15 protein-coding genes are annotated in these 25,038 nt (G+C 51.2%); all 15 read left to right on the forward strand.

Annotated features, from left to right (window positions below):
• The first annotated feature begins 52 nt into the window (after positions 1 to 52).
• The 15 genes from SH467x_RS17570 to SH467x_RS17640 all read left to right on the forward strand — a co-directional run bounded on the left by SH467x_RS17570 (position 53) and on the right by SH467x_RS17640 (position 24,448).
• Positions 53 to 4,927: an RHS repeat-associated core domain-containing protein gene (locus tag SH467x_RS17570; RefSeq protein WP_482368401.1), complete on the forward strand. Its 4,875-nt coding sequence runs from the start codon at positions 53 to 55 to the stop codon at positions 4,925 to 4,927.
• 68 nt (positions 4,928 to 4,995) lie between these two features.
• Complete coding sequence (locus SH467x_RS17575; RefSeq protein WP_482368402.1) at positions 4,996 to 5,430, forward strand: hypothetical protein; 435 nt, start codon at positions 4,996 to 4,998, stop codon at positions 5,428 to 5,430.
• A gap of 1,397 nt (positions 5,431 to 6,827) precedes the next feature.
• Positions 6,828 to 7,145 (forward strand): hypothetical protein, encoded by a 318-nt coding sequence (locus SH467x_RS17580; protein ID WP_482368403.1) that lies wholly within the window; start codon positions 6,828 to 6,830, stop codon positions 7,143 to 7,145.
• A gap of 678 nt (positions 7,146 to 7,823) precedes the next feature.
• A complete protein-coding gene (locus SH467x_RS17585) occupies positions 7,824 to 8,516 on the forward strand; it encodes an HNH endonuclease family protein (protein WP_482368404.1) in 693 nt (230 codons plus the stop codon).
• A 6-nt stretch (positions 8,517 to 8,522) separates the two neighbouring features.
• On the forward strand, positions 8,523 to 9,164 hold the full coding sequence (locus SH467x_RS17590) for a tetratricopeptide repeat protein (protein WP_482368405.1): 642 nt from the start codon (positions 8,523 to 8,525) through the stop codon (positions 9,162 to 9,164).
• 477 nt (positions 9,165 to 9,641) lie between these two features.
• Positions 9,642 to 9,863: a hypothetical protein gene (locus SH467x_RS17595; protein WP_482368406.1), complete on the forward strand. Its 222-nt coding sequence runs from the start codon at positions 9,642 to 9,644 to the stop codon at positions 9,861 to 9,863.
• Positions 9,864 to 10,105: 242 nt separating this feature from the next.
• Entirely contained in the window at positions 10,106 to 12,949 is a 2,844-nt protein-coding gene (locus tag SH467x_RS17600; RefSeq protein ID WP_482368407.1) for an RHS repeat domain-containing protein, read from the forward strand.
• A gap of 1 nt (position 12,950) precedes the next feature.
• Positions 12,951 to 13,247, forward strand: a complete 297-nt coding sequence (locus tag SH467x_RS17605) for a hypothetical protein (RefSeq protein ID WP_482368408.1) — start codon at positions 12,951 to 12,953, stop codon at positions 13,245 to 13,247.
• A gap of 1,211 nt (positions 13,248 to 14,458) precedes the next feature.
• Positions 14,459 to 15,013 (forward strand): RNA polymerase sigma factor, encoded by a 555-nt coding sequence (locus SH467x_RS17610; protein ID WP_482368409.1) that lies wholly within the window; start codon positions 14,459 to 14,461, stop codon positions 15,011 to 15,013.
• 17 nt (positions 15,014 to 15,030) lie between these two features.
• On the forward strand, positions 15,031 to 17,409 hold the full coding sequence (locus SH467x_RS17615) for a bifunctional serine/threonine-protein kinase/formylglycine-generating enzyme family protein (RefSeq protein WP_482368410.1): 2,379 nt from the start codon (positions 15,031 to 15,033) through the stop codon (positions 17,407 to 17,409).
• 912 nt (positions 17,410 to 18,321) lie between these two features.
• Entirely contained in the window at positions 18,322 to 18,741 is a 420-nt protein-coding gene (locus tag SH467x_RS17620) for a beta/gamma crystallin-related protein (protein ID WP_482368411.1), read from the forward strand.
• Between the two features lie 295 nt (positions 18,742 to 19,036).
• Positions 19,037 to 20,353, forward strand: coding sequence for a S8 family serine peptidase (locus tag SH467x_RS17625; RefSeq protein ID WP_482368412.1), 1,317 nt, complete (start codon positions 19,037 to 19,039; stop codon positions 20,351 to 20,353).
• A gap of 67 nt (positions 20,354 to 20,420) precedes the next feature.
• Positions 20,421 to 20,654, forward strand: a complete 234-nt coding sequence (locus SH467x_RS17630; RefSeq protein ID WP_482368413.1) for a hypothetical protein — start codon at positions 20,421 to 20,423, stop codon at positions 20,652 to 20,654.
• 1,058 nt (positions 20,655 to 21,712) lie between these two features.
• The gene (locus SH467x_RS17635) at positions 21,713 to 22,015 is read left to right on the forward strand and encodes a hypothetical protein (protein WP_482368414.1); all 303 of its coding nucleotides are present in this window, start codon (positions 21,713 to 21,715) and stop codon (positions 22,013 to 22,015) included.
• Between the two features lie 168 nt (positions 22,016 to 22,183).
• Complete coding sequence (locus tag SH467x_RS17640) at positions 22,184 to 24,448, forward strand: RHS repeat-associated core domain-containing protein (RefSeq protein ID WP_482368415.1); 2,265 nt, start codon at positions 22,184 to 22,186, stop codon at positions 24,446 to 24,448.
• Positions 24,449 to 25,038: the final 590 nt, after the last annotated feature.

Here is a 25,038-nt window from a genome sequence, read left to right on the forward strand (position 1 = left end):
CTGGATGGCATCTTGGAAAAGGGATGTTTGATTGCTTGCGGGGGGTAAACAGATGAACAATGGTCTGCTGTCATTACTCGCATCATTGCAAGTCTCCCTTATTTGCACCGCACGGAAACCGCGTTCGATCGAACAAACAGGCAATACGATACCCAAGGGGGATTCGAAAAGATCTTGCATTCGATTAGCTCCTCCCTGGTTTCCTCTTGATCGAAGCACCGAATACGTTCGCTCCACAACGACCCGTGATGTTTACGGGAATGTTACCAGCAACGATTGGGGCGAAGTTCTTACGACCATTTCACCTGATCCGGATAAGACAGCAACGACCAACGGTCCGCGCACCCGGCAAACTACCACCATTTCTTATTCCAACAACAACCCAACCTCGGTCGATAGTCCATTGGTGAGCGCCACCGCTTACACATGGAATGATACCTACGATGCCATGACATCCTACACGGATGAACTTGGTAACAAAGTCTATCAAGTGATCGACTCCGCAACCGGATTGGTCACACAAAGACGATGGGAACAAAAAGCATCCACCGCGAATTGGCAAAACGCATCGCTGACCGTGGATGTTAATGGGGACACCTTTGTGAGTCCCATCGATGCACTCGCGATCGTGAACTATGTCAACTCCAACGGTGAGGCACCCGCCGCAGCCAGTTCCGCCGCTCCACCTTATTTAGACGTGGATGGCAATGGTTTGGTGACCAACGCCGATGCCGACTATGTCATTGCCTATATCAACGTAGTCAACTCTGGAGGAACACCTTACGCGCCTCCCACTGCATCAACTTCGGCAGACACGATCCAGCAAGTCGATATTACCTACGTAACCACGTCTGGTCTCCCGAAGGGGCTTGTCGCGACAGAAACCGTCCAGACGGGAAGAACCTCCGGCACGCGAGTAACCACCTATCAGTATATCAATACCCCCTCGGATCCAGCGCGCCACGCTCGAGTCTCGTCGATTACGGAAACAGGAGATAGCGTCAATGCAGTAACCTCCTTTACCTATGACAACCGAGGGAATATAAGCTCGGTGACCGACCCCGCAGGGCGAGTTACGAAGTTCTGGCATGATAATCGCGACCGGTTGATTGCGACCATGTCGCCGGATCCAGATGGGACCGGTTCGCTTCTACCTGTTCTCACTCGCTACGACTACGATAGCCACGATAACCTTATTGCTTCGGAATTGATCAACTCTCGAGTGGAGGGGACCAAACTCTACGTCACGGCGTTGATCACCAGTTACACGTATGATGCGATGGGGAGGCAGACTAGCACGGTTACCCAACGACCGGACTTGGAATGGCACTTAACCTACTCAAGCTCGACCGTTGGCCTAACGAGCACCAAACCATCTTCGACCTCGCCGATTACCACCTCGATTTTGGAAGCATACGCCGCAGCGAATTCGCGGATCGTCAACACACCGGCGTCCAATTCGTCCTATCGGGGCCTTGTGAGCGAAGTTTCCTATTTTGGAACGGCGAACACCATCACCGAAACCATTTCGAACAATGGTAGCGATTCAAGAGTCTTTAAAACCGAATACGACTTGCTAAACCGACCGGTCAAGTCAGTCACTCCTGCACCGGGATCTGGCTATACCTCCAAAACCGGAGAGCAGTTGGAGTCGGGTGGTATTGTCTCTCGAGTGGAGTACGACAATTTAGGAAATGTCGTTGCCTCCCGCGACGGTCTCAACAATCTCACCAAGTTCACTTACGATGATTTGAACCGCGTCACTTCGATCGGAACACCGCATCCAACGACTTCCGGCTCCACCTTGGATACGGCAATCGAATACTTTGAGAGTGCCAAAGGTTGGATCACGAAATCGAACGATCCTCTTGGGATCAAGACCTTCGCAGAATCCGACATGCTCGGGAGAACCGTTCGCGTTTCTGGTAGCGGTGTGAGCACCCAGTCGGTTAGTTACTGGAAAGACGGATTACTGAAATCCACTACCGATGGATTCGGTCAAGTCACCGATTACGCTTACGATCGACAAGGGCGATTGACTTCCGTCACCGCTCCAGCCGCGACATCCGGCGGGACTCGACCTGTCTCCAACTGGACCTATGCAGTCGATAGCTTGCTTTCAACGGCAGTTGACCCGTTGAGCCGAACGACGACCTATCAGTACGATGCGGGCGGAAGAATCCAATCGGTTGTTTCACCCGATCCCGACGGAACTGGATCGCTTGTGAGTGCTTATTCCAAAGTACTGCGAGACTCCGTAGGCAACGTCATGGCAAGCACCGATGCGGTGAACGAACCGCTAGGGAATTGGAATCTGTTCACGTACGATTCCTGGTTCCGAAACACCTCTTCGATAGATGCCCTGGGCGCTGTCACCTCCACGAACTTTGATGTTTTCGGAAATGTGACGAGCGTCGTGGACCCTCTGAACAATACGACCAGCTATACTTACAACAAGCTCCAACAGCTCGTAACGGAGAACAAGGGAACGGACCGTTCTTTCTCGTATGATGCCAACGGAAACCTTGCTACTTTGACCGACCGAAATAGCCGTGTAACGACCTATACGTACGACAACCGAAACCGACTCACCAACGAGTCCTGGGGTGGGACGCGTACTCTCGGTTACACCTACGATTCTATCGATCGCCTTACGGCAATCAGCGATTCCGACTCTCTCGCACTCGACTTTTCCTTTGCGTACGATTCCCGCAGCCAACTGCAGGGGGAAGTCCAATCCGGAAGCTCCTACCTGCTTGGCAAGTCGTTCGCGTTCGACCGTGATTATGACAATGTCGGCAACCAGACGAAACTCGCATCCATCATCGGTGGAGCTCTTTCGGGTACCGATATCACCGGTGGGATCAAAGACTTCGCCAACACTTACACCTACGACTACCTGAATCGCAGGACCTCTGCCACGCAATCGCAAGCCAGCGGAGGGAACTCGGTTGCGGCCAAGCATGTCACAACGGCATTCAATCTGGCTTCCCAGATCACCGATGTTCGCCGTTACTCCGATACGACCAACTCGTCTGCCAATCTGGAAGCCCATACACGTCATTCCTTTGATTCGGCAGGGAGGCTCAAGAGCATTACGCATTCGAAGACCGAACTGGGGGCAGGAGTCAACTGGGACGGTACCTCGAGCTTGCCATCGACAGGAACGTTCGCAGCCTACTTCTTGAGCTATGATGCGGACAATCGGATCACCAGCTTGGCATCGCGAGCCGATGGGTTTGTGACCAATTTCACTTACGATATCATCGACCAGTTGACGGCAGCGACAACGTCCGCGATTAGCGGACTTTCGATGCCGTTTTCCCCGACGGCTGAATCGTACAATCTGGATGAGAACGGTAACCGCAAATCTTCTGGAGGTGCTTCGCAATCAGCAAGCGGTACGCACAACCGGCTTCAGACCGATGGAACCTACAATTACACCTACGATAACGAAGGAAACGTTACCCGACGGACCAAGATTAGCGACAATACCGTAACCGATTACACCTGGGACTATCGCAATCGATTAGCGACCGTGACCGACAAAGTTTCGGCTTCCGGCGCAACGCTTAAGCAGGTGGAGTACACCTATGACGCCTTCGACCAGCGAACCGCGAAGCGAGTGGACATCGATGGCAATGGGACATGGGATCGTTACGAAGTGTACACTTGGGCCGATGGCCAAGAAGTCCAGCGCTGGGTCGATTCCGACGGCGCAGGGACAGGTCAAAAGCTCCGACTTGCTAATCGCTATCTGTGGGCTGAATCGGTCGACCAACTGCTCTCCGACGAGCAGTACGCTTCTGGGACAGGGATGGAGGTCGATGCAACCACCGCGTCAGGCACAGCGGGCACGACCCTCTGGGCTCTCACAGACCATTTAGGAAGTGTGCGGGACTTGCTCGACAATAACGGCGTCGTACGCGAGCACAACGTTTTTGATAGCTTCGGCAGGCTGATTCGGGAGGTGGACTACAACTCCTCTGGTACCGCGATATCGAGTACGGACGCAGCAGCGGTGGACAGTATATTTGGCTACACAGGTCGCAACTGGGATTCCGACATTGGAATGCAGTACAACCGAGCTCGCTGGTACGATCCGCAAACCGGCCGCTGGCTCAGCCAAGACCCCATCGGCTTCGCCGCAGGGGATGCGAATCTGTATCGGTATGTGGGCAACAAACCTACCATGGCAACGGATCCGACCGGGTTGCAGGAGCCAACAGCTCTGCCTACTCCAGAGGAGATGGAACGCATTCGTCGTGAATTGGGACGTAATCGAGCAATGGGAGGTATTGCACTTGGTGCCCATGGACATGGGGTTCCAGCTGGAAGCTTTGCTCGAAATGATGGCGTGTTTCGTGGCGGTATTGACCCTGACGCGTTAGCACGTCGACTGTCAGCGATGGCTACATCGGCAGAGGGAAAGAGTGAGGGAGACCGGGTCGGACGCGCGATTGCAAATACCTTCAATCAAAATTCGGGATGGTGGCGATTCCCGAAGATACCTCTTTTTGGACCGGACGAACGAAGTAAGCGAATCTTCTGTTACGAATGGGCTTGGGCTTTCCACGATGCGTTTATGCACGAAAGCTCGGGAGATCATTTCAAAGCCAAAGTTCAATCATCGATCACGGATGACCTCAAGGTTCATTACTGGCTTAAGATTACCTCTGCGGATGGAAAAACGGAAGTTTATGTAGATGATGGTTTCTGGGAAACCGACGAAAAAACTGGGGTCCGCATCTACATCCATGACGCAAAGCCTATGGGGGGAGCGTACAAGTTTGATTCTGGAGGCCCAATTAGCGAGAAGTCGAGAGACAAGGTTTGGGCACCGCCATTCTATGATCATCGTAATTTCAAACGTGGAGTTGATCCGAATTGCGGTGACTGGGAAGGGTTAAACCATCTCTCTCCCTAAGTAAATGGATTCCAACTATGTCCACCTCACCGAGAATTAACGCTGATACACATCAATCGATTGTTCGATTGATGTGTATCGGTTTACTGGTTGGCATATTGATCCCGATTGGAAAAGCGCTTAGTGGATTGCAAATTGGAGAACTCTTTCGGATATGGATGTGCATCGTATGGCTTGCAATGGTTGCTGAAATTCCAGTTCGATTCTTCTTTTTTCGGTCATTCATTGTGGGAATTACAGTCTCGATCATCGGCGCGGTCTTAGCGTCATTCGTCGCGGAACCGTTTAATGAGCTGCACAGCAAAAACCGCAATGGACCGCAAATCTTTACAGGGGCCGTTGTACTTTTCGTTATCACTCATGTAGCCGTTGTCGTTGTGATTTCATTCTTGGCGAACAAGCTCAAAGTCAAGCGGATGAAACACGTTACCTCGCTGGTAAACCCGCCGGAAAGTGAACATGGCCAAAGCAGCAACGTTGCAAGTCCGGCGGAACCTCTGTAGATGTTCCAACGTGTGATGCTCGAAGTGCATTGATGCGTTGCGTTGTCGAGGCGGTTTGAACTGAAGAGGGACGACACGATGTCGTCCCCATGTCTTAGCAGGATGCGTCCCCCGCTTGAAGTGAATTGGCTGTTGATGCAAGCCGGTTCGGTTAGAAGTGTTCCCGGTTGGAATCGCTTGGGACAATTGCACCGGCCAGAGAAGATGAGAACTGAGATAGCGAGACATGGACGTCGAGCTGAAGACGGGCGGGATGGCAAGGATGCCAGTCGGATACGACGCGAACACGAAACGGCGAATCAGGTACCAGGCTTCAGGAATCAGAATTCAGTGAACCAGCCAAGGCAGTCTCCAACAGAAAAGAGTAGCGGCGTTCGCGGCGTGTCCGACCGAGCGAAGCGAGTCCCGCCCAGCGGAGGCGGAGCACGAGCGAGGATGATGAGTTGCCGCCGCTTGCGCACCGATCGAGTTCCATCGAAGGAAGCGAACGTAACGAACCAGTAAATGTCCCAATGTGAGATAACCGGCGGTGACGATTCATCCCCCGCGGGTCCGAAGGGCACGATGCCCGTAGGACCGTGCGCAGCCGAAGCCAGGGCATGGAAGCCCGCTACAAGACAGATGAGGAATGGATTCCGAATACCGATTTTTTGAGGGCGGTCGCGGAGGGCATTGGGAGCCTAAGCGACCAAAGCCCGTAGCGGTGAAGTGCCAGCCCTGTTGCAAGGCGGTGGCGAAGCGTTGACGTTCTGCGGGGATCGAAGCCAACCGCGTTCAAAGCATCGGACCAATTCTCCAATGCAAACCAAGCTCGAACGATAGAAAACATCCCCGCAGTACGGCATAAGCGCAGTCCACCCGCAGAAGGCAGTTGGAACCACCGGCAGGCCCGCCGCTCGAAGCGCATCGGCCCGTTACCTTGCGAGTGAGGTTGGAAGCATTCGACGTCGAAGCGCATTGGCTCGTCGCCTTGATAAGACGGCCTGAAGCGTTCGACTTGGAAGCGTCATGGCTCATTGCCTCATGAGTTCAGTCGGAATCGTTACGGCTTCAAAGCGCCAAGCGGCGTAGCCTTGATAGAACAGTTCGAACCGTTACCAGTAGCGCCCGCGATAGCCGGAAGCGGTGAAGCTTAGTGGACTTGATCGACAGCCATACGGCTTGAACCATTCGACTTGGAGGCTTGCTTGCTCGTCGCCTCAAAGAACACGGCTTGAACTACCGCAAGGAATAAACAGTCAAAAGGGCCAGAAACGGTAGCGGAAGGGCTTGTAGTGGAATTCGAGGCTTCACACTTGGCGCAGTGAAGAGACGTAGCGGAACGGAGAGTTGTAGTGAGGAACGAACGAAAACTCGGAATGGAGCGAAGGAACGCAACGGAGCGGATTGAGCCTCGAATGCAACGGAAAGCCCGGACGCGGTGGCCATGCGAGAAAAGCCTGAACCGATTGAGTTCGAAGCTAGGAAGCGGCCATAAGCTGTTCGATCTTAGGACGAGCAAGGAAGGCATCGATAAGCTTCAACAAATCCACGGCATGACGCACCCAGCGGATAACCCCAAGCCTGACGATGAAGCAGAAGCCGAAGGCGACACAACGAAACCTCGTTCATCGCAACCCGAAGCATCAGCAAGGGACGAACCACCTTCATCGGAATCGGAACTTCTAAGCGAACCGGAACCGCCAAGCGAACGAGAATCGCGAAGCGATACGTAGCTGCTGAACTCTAAATCACGCTCTCAAGTTCGCGCACGCTCGTACCTCAAACATCTTTCTTCTTTTAGCTGCTAAGCGTTAGCAGCTATGTTCAGGCCGCAGGCCTGAACGGGGACAGCCGAGCCGCTAAAAAGAAAAAGTTCTTTGGGCTCTTTGCCATCTCTGGCTTCGCGAGCTGCATCAGCCGCGCCCAGCGGTTATACTGGCAGCTATGTCTACGACTGCATCGAGCTACCCTGAAACCCTCATCTGGAGCGGATCAAGTGCGTCTCTAAAACTGCACTCGCGCGCACGCGAGGCCGAAACAGAATTCTGCGCCGGGGTGAGCATCACTAAGTCGTTAGAGCGCATCGAGATACCGCAGTGGATTGAAAATAGTTGCGAAGGATTGGTGTTATTCAGCCAAGACCCCATCGACTTCGCCGCTGGGGATGCGAATCTGTATCGATATGTGGGGAACTCACCCACGAATCGTACCGATCCGAGTGGCTTAAAGGAGAAGGATAGGCCAAAGAAACCTAGGGTACCAAGTGCCGTTAGGGGGCAGTGGATTTCCGGAACGGCAGGAAATGGCGTGTTTGAGTTCGCCGATACACCTCAGAACAGGGCAGCCGGAGTAGCAAAATCTCAAATTCGATACGCGGACAACCATATTGCAGTTGGTGGTTTTCCCGAATCATGGCACTACGGTGGAAGCCGGGCTACTTCGACGGTAACAATTCCGGCGTATTAGGTAAACGCGCAGACTCCGATGCGGCTGATGCAGAGATGCGTAAGCTGATGAAGGATCCGAATTGGCAGAAACCATCAGGGTATACTTGGAATCATGCCGGTTGCGAGAATTCCAAGATTATGGAATTGGTGGAATCAAAGCCTGGGTACAAACAAGGCGCTGTTGCGCATAAAGGTTCTGCAGCAGGGCCACGGGCGGCACATCGTTCAGTCAACGGTGTCTTCGGAGCCTTGACTGTTTATATGACATTGCGAGATCTTTCGGAGATAACTGGAGAAAAATACACGGAAGTGAATAACCACGTTGCGGTATTCTACGACAGCATGGAGGAGTCTGCTTTCGTCGTTACTTCCGGTAACTGGCTCTACTCTCCGAGAGCCAAATATGTAAGCGGTGCTCGCGAGGGCGAGGAAGTCGTGTTGTCTCAAGCTGATTTCCGCAGATACAAAAAGATGTATCACGATGCATATGGCGAGTACATTCCAGGCATTTTTGGACTGTCTCCTCGGTTTATTCCCGGAACGGAACGTAATACTCTGCCTGCAATTCAGTTCGGTTCGGGCTATAGTATTCGCGAAGGATATATTGATCGCGATGGTGTTCACTGGGGCGAATGGTGCGAACAGACGGTGTTTTAAAGTACGATGAATCAAATACAAGAGTTGATCGAGACTGCCCGAAAAGAGCCTGCGGCAATGGCAATCATTCTTTGGCGGAAAGTACTGGAAATGGACGTGGCAAATCCAGAAGCGATCTACTCGCTTTCAGAGTGCTTAGCTTCATTAGGCAGAAACAGTGATGCTGTTCTTTACCTCAATCAACTTCGGGAGGTATCCGAGACGCTTGCCAAGAAATTAGAGCAAAGATTTTTGCTTGGTTCATATGCGATGTGCGACATAGCGGAACGACTAGTTGACGAGGGAAAGCTCGAAGAAGCGAAGAGAACTTATGAACAAGCTCAAATACTTTTCGCTCAGAATGTTGATTGCCGTGTGGGTCAAGGAAGAATCGCGATGCTTGAAGAAAACATCGAAGAAGCAATACGATACTTCCACTCAGCGCTCGCGATTGAAAAAGAGAACGAGTTTGCGTTGCTTGGCGTGGGCGATGCATTACTTGAATCGAATCCTGATCAAGCAATCGAGTATTACTCTATCGCGATCGCGATTTCACCCAACGAGCCATATGCATTCTACCAACGCGCGAGTGCATACGAAAAGATTGGGCAATCTGCGAAAGCAAACGAGGATTGGGCTCAGGTTACTCGGTTAGAATCGATAAATTAGTTGACACAATGTGGCACTCTCGGAAAGAATCAAAAAGCACGTTCTCAATGATTCGATTATGACCCCGCCGGATAGTCGCCTCAACCGAAGGAGTAACGCATCGATCCGGCTGAACCTCAGAGAACTTTCTAATGAATGATGCTCGAAGCGCGATTGACGGCCTGCGTTGTTGAGAACGTTAGAACTGAAGACCCGATGGCACCATGCTATCCGAAGTGCTTTGCAGGATGCGTCCACGGTGTCAGCGAGCAAATAGTTTTGACCCAGTAACGAGCAAGTAGGGAGTGACCCACCGCGAGCCGAACGGGTTTCACGTGGTTTGCTCGAGTCTCAAGTAGTCTTGATCAGTTGGCTTCATAATCTTCAATTCGACGACGCCTATCTTAAGAATCAAATTTCTCGCAGAATTTCGATTGAGAGAACAACGGTGCGTGAACGGTTGATTGTCCCGTTTTTAACAAGAAAGCGAGGTGCACTATGGCACAAAACGACAAACCGGTTCACGAGATTAGACTCGGCAAGGTGAAGGCTGCCATTTGGCGTAACGAGACCGATTCGGGAACTCGTTACGGGGTAACCTTCAGCCGAATCTATGAGGCTAGACTCTCCATCCCCCAACGTTCCTCCTCAGTGTTCCAACTCAATCCCTGGCGAGCTTGGCGCCGTGGCGCGCCACTCTCTTCGGATCCAGGCCAGTGAAGAATTTCTCGCTACGGCGCCACGGCGCAAAGAAGAGAATCGAACGCGAGAGGAGGCGAGCATTCAGCCAACGCGTTGGAAGGCAAACATTGTCAAATGCGCCTCGGTTTCCACTCCGCGATCCTCCGCGCCCTCCGCGGTTCGTACACCACCGAGTTCAAATAATGGCAGTAAGATTGATAAGGTCTGGAAGGACATCATCACCAATCTGCCAAAGAAGGGTTAACGCATCGTTCAACCTTTTGTCATTATCTTGTCTTGTCTGGGACGATGATTCGGCTACCGAGATGCAGCGGCTGGCATCCGTTCTGGATGCAAAATCCAATACGGAACGAACCGGCGGTGTCGCTTGCGCTCAACCGCCGGCTACAATCTGCTATGCCTTCGGCATACTTTGGGCGATCGACGACCGGAAAGACATGAACCATTGGCAAAAAATGGGGGCAAGAAGATGCAAATGCTGCTGCTTGAATCCATTGTTCAGAAACACCTCTTCGATAGATGCCCTGGGCGCTGTCACCTCCACGAACTTCGATGTTTTCGGAAATGTGACGAGCGTCGTGGATCCTCTGAACAATACGACCAGTTATACTTATAACAAGCTCCAACAGCTCGTTACGGAGAACAAGGGAACGGACCGTTCTTTCTCGTATGATGCCAACGGAAACCTTGCTACTTTGACCGACCGCAATAGCCGTGTAACGACCTATACGTACGACAACCGAAACCGACTCACCAATGAGTCCTGGGGTGGGACGCGTACTCTCGGTTACACCTACGATTCCATCGATCGCCTTACGGCAATCAGCGATTCCGACTCTCTCGCACTCGACTTTTCCTTTGGCTACGATTCCCGTAGCCAACTGCAGGGGGAAGTCCAATCCGGAAGCTCCTACCTGCTTGGCAAGTCGTTTGCGTTCGATCGTGATTATGACAATGTCGGCAACCAGACCAAACTCGCATCCATCATCGGTGGAGCTCTATCGGGTACCGATATCACCGGTGGGATCAAAGACTTCGCCAATACCTACACCTATGACTACCTGAATCGCAGGACCTCTGCCACGCAATCGCAAGTCAGCGGAGGGAATTCGGTTGCGGCCAAGCATGTCACAACGGCATTCAATCTGGCTTCCCAGATCACCGATGTTCGTCGTTACTCCGATACGACCAACTCATCTGCCAATCTGGAAGCCCATACACGCCATTCCTTTGATTCGGCAGGCAGGCTTAAGAGCATTACGCATTCGAAAACCGAACTGGGGGCAGGAGTCAACTGGGACGGTACCTCGAGCTTGCCATCGACAGGAACGTTCGCAGCCTACTTCTTGAACTACGATGCGGACAATCGGATCACCAGCTTGGCATCGCGAGCCGATGGGTTTGTGACCAATTTCACTTACGATATCATCGACCAGTTGACGGCAGCGACAACGTCCGCGATTAGCGGACTTTCGATGCCGTTTTCCCCAACGGCTGAATCGTACAATCTGGATGAGAACGGGAACCGCAAGTCATCTGGAGGTGCTTCGCAATCAGCAAGCGGCACGCACAACCGGCTGCAGACCGATGGAACCTACAATTACACCTACGATAACGAAGGAAACGTTACCCGACGTACCAAGATTAGCGATAGCACTGTAACCGATTACACCTGGGACTATCGCAATCGATTAGCGACCGTGACCGATAAAGTCTCCGCTTCGGGCGCAACGCTTAAGCAGGTGGAGTACACCTATGACGCCTTCGACCAGCGAACCGCGAAGCGAGTGGACACCGATGGCAATGGGACCTGGGATCGTTACGAAGTGTACACTTGGGCCGATGGCCAAGAAGTCCAGCGTTGGGTCGATACCGACGGTGCAGGGACAGGCCAAAAGCTCCGACTTGCTAATCGTTATCTGTGGGCTGAATCGGTAGACCAATTGCTCTCCGACGAGCAATACGCTTCTGGGACAGGGATGGAGGTCGATGCAACCACCGCGTCAGGCACAGCGGGCACGACCCTCTGGGCTCTCACAGACCATTTAGGGAGTGTACGGGACTTGCTCGACAATAACGGCGTCGTACGCGAACACAACGTTTTTGATAGCTTCGGCAGGCTGATTCGGGAGGTGGACTACAACTCCTCGGGTACCGCGATATCGAGCACGGACGCCGCAGCGGTTGACAGCATATTTGGCTACACCGGTCGCGACTGGGATTCCGACATTGGAATGCAGTACAACCGAGCTCGCTGGTACGATCCGCAAACCGGCCGCTGGCTCAGCCAAGACCCCATCGGCTTCGCCGCAGGGGATGCGAATCTGTATCGGTATGTGGGGAATCATCCAAGTTACGCCAATGATCCTTCGGGGCTGCAAGAGCCTTTACATCCAATTTCTTTGCCCAATCAACATTCTCCCTACGTGAAAAATGCGTTTGGAGAATGGGTGGAGAATACTTGGTACAATGGTCGGAATCGGCCGTCATTGTTAGATTGGATTCAGGCACAAGAAAAGAATTCCAAGTTTTCGAGACCTTATTCTGAGAGCGGTTACTGTGAGATGGGTCCTGAGACCCAATGGCATATCGATCGGAGGCTGCGAGAAGAAGCCCATCAGAGGCAGATTGAACGTTGGCAAATGATATATGCTTTGCAAGAGGCATCGATAAATTTGCTTTCAGCCGGTCGCGGAGGTGCAGCGCTCCCGCCAAGGCGAGGCGTCCCCATACCTTTTCCACCAAGAACGCCGGTCGGCCAGTATCCATTCATACCGGCTGCCCCAGTTAGAACAGTGCCGCAAGGGCAAACCCGGGTCTATCGTGCAGTAAGTGAAGCTGAATATTTGGACGCGATGAAGAACGGTAGCTTACGACCAAAGTACGGTGAGATGGAAGGGAAGTGGTTTGCAGATTCTTTGGAGGGCGCGAAACTGCATGGTGAGGCGCTACATGGTCCAGGTAAGTATCGAATAATCGAAGCGGATGTTCCAACCAAACCGAAATCCTTGTATCAGCATGAAAACATGGATGGCCGCGGGCCGGCGAGATACATACATTGCGAAGACTTAGGTGGCGTTGTCCCTCGGAATCCTGGAGAGTGAAATGATGCAAGCGAAGCTCCATTGGAAGACATTCGAAGAAGGCGGAAGGCGAGCACCACCGACAGGCGAGAGCACCTCGCTCTATGCACCGGTAATCCGATTCATAGAAGAACCATGGCCGCCGAAGATTGCATGGTCGCTAGTCGTAGTCAAAATTGAAGCGACAAACAACAACTACGACTGGGTGGCCAATATTCGCTTTTTGGTGCCAGAAGCGCCCGCAGAAACACTCCACAAAGGTCGAAAATTTGAACTTTACGAAGGTGGCAAGTGCGTTGCAACGGGGACGATCATGTAATTGATAGTTGAAGCCATGCCCCAAGTAGTAGAGTGCCATACGTGGTTGGATCTGGACGCAACACGTCACCAGAATACTCAGGTCAATCACGAGGCATCACGCCGCCTGCAACGCAACATGCGATTGACACTCTAAACACGATTCGAACAACCCGCAAACCATCCTCTGGATTCAAACGTGGTCAGAGGTTTTCGAATGACGTTCGAGGTAGCAGTCAGATTCTACCTAAGACAACTCTGGATGGCAAATCAGTCACGTTCTAGGAGTTCGACGTCAACAGTTATGTGAAGGGGGTAAACCGTGGAGCAGAGTGGGTAGTGGTTGGGAGCGATGGCAAAGCGTATTGGACATGCGATCACTTCAAGACGTTTACGGAGATGTAGACATGAGCTTTATCTTTCAAAGAACGGACCGTTCGTTCACTGTTGGGGCACTGAGATATCCGCCGAGATGGTTTCTAAGAGCTTCGAACCGTTCGATGTGACCGTTGTTTTTCTCTCTGGTAGCTCCATGTGAACAGTGGTCAGCTTGTTTGCAGAGTTCGCGAAAGAATTCCGGTTTCCGGACTACTTCGGAGGCAATGTCAGCGAGCAGAAAGAAATGACCCAGTAACGAGCAAGTAGGAATTGACCCACCTAGCTGGGATTTGGAAAGGAATACGCCCTAGCTGCTGCGCAGCAGCTAGGGCGACCCAGACCGCCCAGCTTACCACGGCTTCCTAGGTCGCCTGATTTGGTTTCAGGCAACTTTGATTGGAGGTCTTCGTTCCTATAATCATGGTGGATCGATTCATGGATATTAAAACACGACTTGCAAATAAACAATCGCTAAGAAGTGTCAACGAGCAGTTGATTTTGACCCGCTATCGAGCAAATTGAATTCACCCGGGAGGAGGCGAAATTCGGTGGCCAAATCACCTGCGATTCGACTTAATTCTCTCTTGGCAAAAACGGCACGTTCTTGTCCTCTTATCGGTTCACGGTTCACTCTGTTCTAGTGCCCATTTTCATTGGTGGGTTCAGTTTGCAAGCTGCTTGCTGACGTCGAGTAGTTGTTGCATCGGGCAACGGGGCAGGATTCAGCCAAAGACTTCGACACTAAAAGCAAGTCGCGACAATTTCCATCCGCCTTCAATTACAATCCATTCTGGACTTCGAGAGTAGATTTTGGCTCGTTCGAGGTTGAAAGTCCTCTGTTTGAATTTGCACTCGATGAACAGTTTGACATTGAATGAACAAGAAGTCTTGCGAATGCTTGCCCCACTCCGAAAGCATTTGGAGTCGACACTTGCTCCAGCACTGCTCGCCAGATTTTCATTGGACGACATCCTGCAGGAGACATTCATTCGAGCTGTTGCTGGGTACAGCACAGCCGATTTTCAGAATGATGTTATGTTGCTTGCATGGCTCAAGAAAATTGCCAGCAATGTAGCGATCTCGTTGATTCGCAAAAAGGATGCGTCGACGTCTCTGTTCGCGAGTGGGAGCAGTGACATCGCCCAGCAACTTCTCGACAGCGGGGAACTTACCCCGTCGGGGTTAGTTTCCGCTGAGGAAAATCGACAACTTCTCGCGTTAGCCGTTCTGAAGCTTGCGGAAAATCACCAGCGTGTCATCCAATTGAGGTATCATGAGAAGTTGCAGTTCGAAGAAATTGCCGTAGCTTTGAACACGACGGCAGGAGCGGCCCGCGGTCTTCACCGAAACGCTCTCGAAAAGCTTCGCGACTACCTCGGAGATATGGCAAGATTCCTTTCCTCCCAATAGCTCGATTTGGTGAATGAATGGTCAGCTCCTCGTCTAATCGCCTCGGAAGATTCGTTTTGGAAAGTGAGCTCGGACGAGGTAGCTACTCAACGGTTTGGAGGGCTCACGATCCAACTTTGGATCGAGATGTAGCGATAAAGGTCCCCCGTATCGAGCTTGATTCAGTTACCGCAAATGAATTCCTACGAGAGGCTAAACGAGTTGCAAAACTGAATCATGAGGGGATCGTAGGTGTACTCGAAGCGAGTATAGATGATTCTTCTTCTACGCCCTACATAGTACTGGAACTAGTTGATGGAGTGACTCTTCGCGAATGGTGTAGCTTTGTTGAGTTGACGTTCGTTGAACATGCAAAAATTGTTTCAAGCATCGCTTGGGCCGTTCATTTTGCACATACGGCCGGTATTATTCATCGCGATCTCAAACCCGCTAATGTCTTGGTAAGCTTGAGCGGGAAGGTGCAGGTGGCAGATTTCGGCCTAGCAATGGCGATCGGGATAGATGTGTCTACGGAGACCTCAACGACTGGGACGATCGCTTACATGTCACCGGAACAGGCGAAACTGTTGCCTAATCCTGTATCGGTAGCTTCGGACGTGTACTCGATTGGCGTAATTCTTTTTGAGCTGCTTTCAGGGACTAATCCAATCGATGCAACCTCCCCTTCCGAGCATTTGGCAAAACTTGCGGTCGGAAAGCGGAAAAAGCTTACCGAAGTTCGGCCCGATGTGCCTCGGGACTTGGCAATTGTTTGCGAGAAAGCACTCGAACACGAGCCCTCGAATCGCTTTTCCACGGCGAGAGAATTGGCCGAAGAGCTTGAGCGTTTCGCCAAAGGAGAAGCCATTCATTCAAGGAGTCACTCGAAGACCGAATTACTCTTTCAGATGGCTCGACGCCGCAAGCAACTGATGGCATTTGTGTTAGCTGGTCTGGTGACTACTTTGGCGTGCGGAATCGCAGGTGTCTACTTTCAACAACGACTCACACACGAGCGCGTCACACGAGAAAGACTGGCTTTGTCTACTTTGTTGACTTGCCAGCCAGAGGGGGTTCCTAATGCTCTTGATGAGATTAAGCCCTTCGCAGTACGGGTCCAAACCGAGCTAGTTAATTTCAGTAGATCTGACGAACCGAGAACTCGACTACGTTCATCACTTGCCCTCGCTGCCCTAGGAAAATCCGAAGTTGAGGAACTGGTACGGCTTGTTCCGGCGTGCCCAACAGACGAAGCCACCAATCTGATTGACGCCTTGAAGTACGATAGGGAGGCGGCAATTGGACGATTACGAGAAATGTTTCGCGAAGAGTCAGGCAAGTCAAGTAATACCGATCTTAGACTTTTAGCAAGATTCGCGATCATTCTCGCGCACATGGGTGACCTTGGCGGCGTTATTCAAATGTCCCAGTTGGACTCGGATCCAACCGATCGAACTCAGCTTTTGGAAGAGTGGCCCGAATTTCATGGGCGGCTTCGTGATTTGATTTCCGCCATCGATTTAGCCCCCCCTCCTCAGGGGCTTGCAGTAATAGTTCAGGTGCTAGGCAAATGGAAAACGACGTCCTCTCTAGAGAATTCTCAAATTGCGAATACCCTTTCTACACTATATCTGTCGCATTCATCGGCCGTTGTTCAAACGACTTCAAATTGGGCATTGCGAAGACGAGGGGCTGATTTGCCAACGATTCCTGCCGAACGGTCAAACGGACGAGAATGGCTTGAACTTCAAGATGGATTGACGATGATTCAACTCGTTACGTCAGATTCGAATTCAACCGGATTCCTCATTTCGTCCGGGGAAATCACGAATCGCCAGTTCTGGAGCCATAAACCGAGCCATAAGGATTTGTTATTATCGAGATTTCCAGGCGAACACTCACTTGAAGACGCGGTTCGATATGTTGATGCCGCAGCGATTGCCGATTTTTGTAACCATCTCAGTGATCGCTATGCTCTAGACCGTTGCTATTCGAGCTCGAGTTCCGAAACCGTTACGAACGAAGATATTGTTACTGACTTTACGGCGAATGGATTTCGACTTCCAACCGTGGATGAATGGAGGATTGCAAACTTGGCCGCGAGTAAACTGGGCTATTTCTTCGGTGACGATGATTTTGCACTTCCGCGTTACGGAAATGTCAACGGACAGCCGCGGATGGCACCAACGATGCTCTTCCCGCCAAATGGATTTGGATTGTTTGATACCGTAGGAAATGTATCCGAGGCTTGCCACCCAAGTAGCACGAATAATGCGATAAGCGAATTGTATTTGATGGGTGGAAGCATGATGCCTATACCGGGTGAACATCGAGGAGCATTCACGAACAAAAAACCGCCGAATAAAAGCTCCTCCGTTTTGGGCTTTCGTGTTGTTTGTAATTCCCTTCCTCAATAGTGAGAATGAAAGCATGGCAAAAAAGAAGACTGCGACGTCCATTGATCCTAATTTGAATAAGAAGTTGTTTTGTATTGATGGCGGCTGTGTTTGGATCATGACGGCGCAGGGGTGGGAGCATTTCGAGGCGTGCGGAGAGGATGAAGACTGTACATGTCCAGTTGGTCCTCCGACGTTAAAAAATCTCACAGAGGTAGGTCAGGCCATTATAACGGTCTGTGATTACCAGCTACAGCAACGTGGCGGAACGGTCCTTAGTAGGGGGTTTATAACGTTACGCCCCGGATTTTCGGTTGATCCTATCCATTCGGACGATTACTGTGTTGCCATTGCGACAGGCCTCGGAAGCTGGCGATACGGGCATCGAGGGAGGAACAGACACCGACCTCAGAATTCCGGCCATTTAACCGGAATTAGTCTGCCTCGCGGAGTTATTCGATTGGATCGATTAGATTCTCATGGAAAAGTCTCGCTCGAACTTTGCGGTATAGGACTACTGGAGCCAGTATTCGAGTGCGACGCATCAATCCCAGACGAGCTCGAAAACCATCGGTCCAAGCGCCGAAAAAATAGGGCTTGATTCTTAAGACAACGCTTCGGCCATCGGATCCCGCAATTCAATTGTCAAGCATAATCCCATTGCATCGCCTCGCGGTAGCTGAGTATCTGTTCGCTGCGATCTACTGGAAAATAGTTTGACTCCTAGAATTAAAGTCCTTTTGTATAGCACGTACATCGTCGTAATAAACTCTGATCATCCATAGCAATGCAATAAGTGGTTAGACGCAGACAAAGAGAAACATCCACTTTCTTGCGCACGTTTTGTGACCATCCCTCGTTGTGACTGTGTGCAGTTTCACTTTCGGTGGTGAAGCATCTTTGTCGAAAACGATCTTGAAATTGGAGAATGCGATGAGTCTTGAATTACCCCCGTGGCGGTTGGCTGCAGCAAATGGTTGCGTGCCCGATTTGAGCAAGCTTGAGTCTAGCCCATTCGAAATCGTGGGAAATGCAGTAAAGCCTGACATTCATCCGAAAGTTACAGTTGCGGAGCGTCCGCCAAACGCCCTGACTATTCCGCAGCTTCAAATTTATGAGCATATCGACTTTGGAGGCCACAACGAAGTCACTTCATTAAACTGGTACTACGTTGGCGGATGGTGGAATGACAAAATCTCCTCACTCGTAATTTATTCAGGTCGATGGAGGTTTTATTTGCACTGGCACTATGAAGGACCCCACTGGGATCTTGGTCCTGGTCAATACCGTTGGGTGGAGGCTGCTAACATTCCTAACGACTGTATCTCATCATTTCAGTTCATTGGGTGGTAGTGCATCTTCAGAGTTCGCTAGAGGTTTACAAGATTTTCTACTTGGTCTTCTTTCGTCAAAAAGGACGTTAGCAGCACCATAGAAGGGGTCATCGCGAATCCGCGAAAGCTAAAGTTGACTCATATCATGTCCTGAGACGAGGCCTTTTTCAAGCTCGAACGGGAAAAGACGGTGAGGACTGTTATTGCAATAGCACAATTCACAATAACTGGCGAGTAAACAGTCAGAGAGCCTCGGCACGGTTCGTGTAGTTCTAAATTAAGTCGACCAAACAATAGGTCAAAGAGGAAATATCATGGCAAAGAAATCCTATCGGGGATCACAACAAAACCAGTCATCTAGGCTTGAAGCAGCAATCGGATTGTCATTAACCTCGACTCCTGATGAATTGCTCTTGGCTGCGTTGGAAAGGGGTAGCACATCATTTGAAACGGGTAGATTTCTTGTTTCATACAAGGGAGGGATGGAAGAGGCTGGCATAAAAGGTCTTTCGTCAAAGAAATTGCGAATCGCGAATGCAAGGGACTATGAAGGGCAGGCCGTGCAGTTCGATTCGGTTGGCGACGCGCAAGCACTAGTATTCCCTGAAATCGGAGTAGCACTGTTGACAGCTGAAGCGATGTTGACAGCCGGTCTTAGTAACGAGGCTGTCGAACAGTCCGATTCCTCGGTTGACTTTGTTGAGCCAGAGTATTTTGTCTTCACCCAAAACGCCGAATACTTGAGGGGTTTTTTAAGTGCGGCAAAGACGATTGCTCATGATATTGCGGGTAAGGAAGCACTCGAAGAAGAGCCAGAGGCTGAAGTTCTTGGAGCAACTTGGGGCCTTATGCGATGCAGGGTACCAGCAAGCGGCAAAAGTGGCTCTGGGATTAAGGTTGCAGTTCTCGACACCGGAATGGACTTAGGGCATCCGGACTTTGTCGGTCGGTCGATTGTGTCAAGCTCTTTTGTTGGCCAACCGGTTCAAGACCTAAATGGACATGGTACTCACTGTATTGGCACTGCATGTGGACCAAAGGCCCCTTCGGGGAGCACTCCTCGCTATGGAATTGCTTTTGGTTCGAGAATTTTTGCTGGGAAAGTCCTTTCGAATTCCGGAAACGGGACAGGTGCGGGAGTGCTTGCGGGTATGAATTGGGCGATTTCGCAAAGATGTGAGATAATCTCAATGTCGTTAGGAAGCCAAAGCCCGGTGCAAGCTACCTATACTAATGCTGGCGCAGCAGCATTGCGAAACGGCCTCCTGATTGTAGCGGCAGCAGGCAACGCGAGTTCCAGCACAGCGGCACCCGCGAATTCACCTACAATAATGTCCGTTGCATCGCTGGATACCAACCTCGCGCCTTCAAATTTCTCAAATTTTGGAAAGATAGAAATTGCAGCTCCAGGTCGAGATGTTTTTTCATCGTGGCCACGTCCAACCGTTTACCGAACAATAAGCGGGACAAGTATGGCGACACCACACGTCGCTGGCTGTGCCGCTCTTTGGGCGCAGTCAAGTGCACGCCTGAGAGGTATGACTCTTTGGCAACGGCTTCAGAGTTCTGCACAAAGGCTGCCGCACCCTTCAAATAGAGTTGGGGCAGGTCTTGTGGTCTCGCCTCCATAACATTTGTTGTTCGAGCCAAATAGAAGCGATATGATGGGTGGTTTGGATATTCAAATTGGAGCTGTATATGACAAATCACCAGCCTTGGCTAGTTTCCGTTGATCATCAAGTTGACGTTGCCAGTGTAGCAAGAGCGCTTTCACAACGAGGCTTTCAAGTCAAGGAAGTCCTTGCTGAAATATCATGCATCACTGGAGTTGCATCTGAAAAGGATATTCCATCGCTTAGGAGAACCACAGGAGTATTGGATATTTCGCCTGACTTCCCGATTGAGATCAGTCCACGAGAAGAAGACTTGTAATAATTATGAATTTTTTGTTAAGAGCCTATCGGGAAACAATTAGCCGCTCTGGCGCTAGCCGCGGTTTCCGATGGTTTTCGGATAGGCTCTTACTCTGTTAGTTGATGCTGGGGTATCCTGAGTCACTTGGAATTAGGCTGCGATAGCGAGGATCTCGTCGGTTACGACTTCAATTTTTCTTGATGGATGTCGTCTACAAGAGCTTTAGAAGATCTTTCGCTCAGCATTTTTGTGCATATGGCGCGGCGTAGATCAGCGTGCGATGGTCGTCGGTCAGGATTGTCCCAAGGGCGGTCGATTCGGTCCATTAGATCGGTGCCTGGAACATCCTGAGACTCACGTTCAACCAACGAGCACTTACAGTATTTCAATTGACAGCAAGCCAAGTCTGATCACGCAATTCGAACTTATTGCTCCCCTGCATGCAAGACTTCCTTCAGATCGGGGAAGGACTCCTCAATAGCCCACCTTGCTGCCACCGTTTCCGACATCATCTTCACGTCCATGGCGGTATTTGTGCGGAAGTAGGCCTCCCATTGTTTTGGTTTCGTACTCCAAGACGACGAGGCGGCTTGCTCCTTGGGAAATAGTGGTCGTTGCCAAGAAGGATTTATACTAGCGAGTCATTTCGACGCCACGGCACACGTAGGTCATTGATTCCCAGCCTTTTCGACACGAGGACCCGTTTGACCAAACTCAATTGATTTGGCCTGTACGTTTCCCTGACCGAGTTGTGGTCGTAGTTACTACCTGTAGAGATTTCGGTCTGTTTCGAGGGACTGTGCCGAATGATTGCGAGTTCGGAAGATTCCATTTTGATTTCAGCGTGCAATGAGAAATGCATTCCTTAATGCTCAAGAACGAATTGCCCAGCTACGAACCAAATCGTCGCAATTTGGTAAGCAATTGACTCGTTGAGTACGAAACAGTTGGTTTTTTGGGCTAGTGTTTGAAGTCGCCTATCTTAAGAATCAAATTTCTCGCAGAATTTCGATTGAGAGAACAACGGTGCGTGAACGGTTGATTGTCCTGTTTTCAATAAGAAAGCGAGGTGCCTTATGGCACAAAACGACAAACCGGTTCACGAGATTAGACTCGGCAAGGTGAAGGCTGCCATTTGGCGTAACGAGACCGAATCTGGAACTCGTTACGGGGTAACCTTCAGTCGAATCTATAAGACCGACGAAGGCTGGGAATCCAGCTCCTCCTTCGGTCGTGATGAGCTTCCGTTGCTCGGGAAAGTTGCAGATATGGCCCACACCTGGATCTATCAGCAAGAAGGGTTCACGCATCGTTCAACCATTTGTCATTATTTTATCAGGGATGGAGCGATGATTCGGCTAAGGAGATGCAGCGGCTAGCATCCGCTCTGGATGCGCAATCCAAGACGGAACGAACCGGCGGCGTCGCTTGAGCTCAACCTCCGGCTACAAGCTGCTATGCCTTCGGCATTCTTTGTGCGATCAACGGGTAGAAAGACTGGAACCATGGGCAAGAAGATGGGGGCAAGAAGATGCAAATGCAGCTGCTTGAACCCATTGTTCAGAAACACGTCTTCGGTAGACGCCCTGGGAGCGGTCACCTCCACGAACTTCGATGTTTTCGGAAATGTGACCAGCGTCGTAGACCCTCTGAACAATACGACCAGTTATACTTACAACATGCTCCAACAGCTCGTCACGGAGAACAAGGGAACGGACCGTTCTTTCTCGTATGATGCCAACGGAAACCTTGCTACTTTGACCGACCGAAATAGCCGTGTAACGACCTATACGTACGACAACCGAAACCGACTCACCAATGAGTCCTGGGGTGGGACGCGTACTCTCGGTTACACCTACGATTCCATCGATCGACTTACGGCAATCAGCGATTCCGACTCTCTCGCGCTCGACTTTTCCTTTGCGTACGATTCCCGCAGCCAACTGCAGGGGGAAGTCCAATCCGGAAGCTCCTACCTGCTTGGCAAGTCGTTCGCGTTCGATCGTGATTATGACAATGTCGGCAACCAGACCAAACTCGCATCCATCATCGGTGGAGCTCTATCGGGTACCGATATCACCGGTGGGATCAAAGACTTCGCCAATACCTACACCTATGACTACCTAAATCGCAGGAACACTGCCACGCAATCGCAAGTCAGCGGAGGGAATTCGGTTGCGGCCAAGCATGTCACAACGGCATTCAATCTGGCTTCCCAGATCACCGATGTTCGTCGTTACTCCGATACGACCAACTCATCTGCCAATCTGGAAGCCCATACACGCCATTCCTTCGATTCGGCAGGCAGGCTTAAGAGCATTACGCATTCGAAGACCGAACTGGGGGCAGGAGTCAACTGGGACGGTACCTCGAGCTTGCCATCGACAGGAACGTTCGCAGCCTACTTCTTGAGCTATGATGCGGACAATCGGATCACCAGCTTGGCATCGCGAGCCGATGGGTTTGTGACCAATTTCACCTATGACGCCTTCGACCAGCGAACCGCGAAGCGAGTGGACACCGACGGCAATGGGACATGGGATCGCTACGAAGTGTACACTTGGGCTGATGGCCAAGAAGTCCAGCGTTGGGTCGATACCGACGGCGCAGGGACAGGTCAGAAGCTCCGACTTGCTAATCGCTATCTGTGGGCTGAATCGGTAGACCAACTGCTCTCCGACGAGCAGTACGCTTCTGGCACAGGGATGGAGATTGATGTCACAACCGCTTCAGGCACAGCGGGCACGACCCTCTGGGCGCTCACAGACCATTTAGGAAGTGTACGGGACTTACTCGACAACAACGGCGTCGTACGCGAGCATAACGTTTTTGATAGCTTCGGCAGGCTGATTCGGGAGGTAGACTACAACTCCTCGGGTACCGCAATTTCGAGCACGGACGCCGCAGCGGTTGACAGCATATTTGGCTACACCGGTCGCGACTGGGATTCCGACATTGGAATGCAGTACAACCGAGCTCGCTGGTACGACCCACAAACCGGCCGCTGGCTCAGCCAAGACCCCATCGGCTTCGCCGCAGGGGATGCGAATCTGTATCGGTATGTGGGGAATGGGCCGACGAGCGCGACTGATCCAAGTGGATTGGCGGAGACATGGTGGGACTGGATGTTTGGCGAGAGCGATCCACCATCGACACCTCCCGGTACAAGCCCGTTTGGAAGCCATGGATCGATTCATCTGGATGATTCGTACTTCAATAGCGATTCGTACCGAACTGTCGGAATGGTACCTAGACCGATCCCAACTCAGGTGTGCCACGGAATGTCTGGATTGGGTCGAGTTGGTCCAGTTAATTCGTTTAAGTTTTCTGACCCAAGAAAGATTGAGCAGTACATAATATTCGCAGAGTTTATTGCAAACATTGCATTACTCGCTGCGCCGGAAGTTGGAATTGTCAGGAGTGCGTTGCAAGCACGCTCGGTACTGACAGTTTACCGCGTAGAAGGTCTTGCAAATACTCGTGTAATTCTCGGCACACGTGGCGAAGTTGCGATTCAGGGAGAGCAAACTCTTTTTCTTAACTTCGGAAGTCGGGCGAGAGCGGAAGAGTTTCTGGCAAAGCGCGTGCAACAAGGAATGGATGGCGCTTCTGTCAAGCAGTTTAAAGTATCCAGAAAATTCTTAGACGAATTGCGAGCTTCGGCCGTGCCTGAGAGTATGGCAAAACAGTTTCCAGGGAGGCCGATTATCGTTGATCCGACGAAAGCTTGTGACCAGTTTGGGCTACGACCCGAGCAGATCGAACAATTAAGGGGATTTATTAAATCCGGCTCAGGAAAGGTGGGGTTCTAGAGTGCAATCGTGGACGCTAGATGGTGAACGCAGTCGTTTAATTCACGGTCCGCGTGTAAGTGACACTGTTCCTGGTTTGGGTACCGTTAGATTTATTGTTCATTGCCGGGGAAATGCGGGCGACGTGTTGAAGCTCGTTAAATGCGTCCTGGAACAGATTGCAAATTTGACAGTGGCAGAATGGGATGCGAATATCGATGTAAAAAAGTTGCTACCGCAACAATTCGTAAGCGCTTTCGCAGCTGACCTGACACCTGAAGAAGCTGAAAATTGGTTTAGGCGTTGGCAAAAGCTGACCGAACAACAACAGCGAGATGAAGAGTTAAACCGAATTTGGTCGTTTTCGAATTGGTTGTATTGGCTCAACCCCGACAAGCGAAGTTGGTGTTGGTGGGACGCCATCGAAGTTGACAAAGACCACCTCGTAGTTGCTGTCGCTGCAAGGGAGTGGCCATTTCCATGGGGGGCATTTGCATGGCTATTTATAGGTTCTGGAGCAATTTCCGTAGAACCCGAGCCCGTATACACAAGTGCCTGACGTAATTCTTCCAATTCGAGCGTCAAGTGATTCAGAAAGCGGCGATAGGCTA

Source organism: Brakhagea slesvicensis (genome assembly GCF_052161625.1).
In the GTDB taxonomy this organism is placed as follows: Bacteria; Planctomycetota; Planctomycetia; order Pirellulales; family Pirellulaceae; genus JBKCUI01.